This window comes from Holdemanella sp. MSK.7.32 (assembly GCF_024460475.1).
GTDB lineage: Bacteria > Bacillota_I > Bacilli_A > Erysipelotrichales > Erysipelotrichaceae > Holdemanella.
Genome location: NZ_JANFYN010000119.1, coordinates 1 through 703, shown reverse-complemented (window position 1 = coordinate 703; position 703 = coordinate 1). Strand labels below are relative to the sequence as shown.

Annotated in this window: 1 protein-coding gene; it reads left to right on the top strand. The window is 35.1% G+C overall.

Annotation, left to right across the window (positions count from 1 at the left end; translation table 11 throughout):
- Positions 1 to 703 (top strand): ATP-binding protein (locus tag NE544_RS12360; RefSeq protein ID WP_305145748.1); only part of this gene is annotated, 703 nt, incomplete at both ends.

The following is a 703-nucleotide window of genomic DNA, read 5'->3' as shown; positions in this document are numbered from 1 at the left end:
TATTATTCAGGAGACGGATTACTTGAAGCTTATGTTCGTATTGGTAATGAAAGTGTAAAAGCGTCTCCTATCGAATTAAAACGTCTTGTATTAAGAGGTCGTAACACAACTTTTGATTCTCAAAATTCAATGTATAAAGTTGAAGATTATGCTTTTTCTAAACTTAGAGAAAGATATAAAAAATGGACGGGTAATAGTTTTGACGAAAAAGATCTTGTTTCATTTGGTTTAGCAACCGAACAGGGATATCTTACAAATGCGGGTGCTTTAATTGCGGATGAAAGTCCAATTCGCTATTCAAGAATCTTTTGTACACGTTGGAATGGTTTGAATAAAAGTGGTGGAACTTTCGATGCATTAGATGATGCTGAATATGAAGGCAGCGTTCTTTCTTTAATAGAAAATGGTGAAGCTTTTATTAAACGGAATACCAAAATGATGTGGAGAAAAACATCAAATTCTAGAGAAGAAATGCCAGAATATGTAGAACGTAGTTACCATGAAGCACTAGTTAATGCCATAGCTCATAGAGATTATTTGATAAATGGCAGTGAAGTTCACGTTGATATGTATGACGATCGTTTGGAAATTTATTCTCCAGGTGGTATGCCAGATGGCTCTAACATTCAAGAAAGAGATCCCGTAACAGTACCATCCACTCGAAGAAATCCAGTATTAGCAGATGTATTTAATCGGCTTGGAT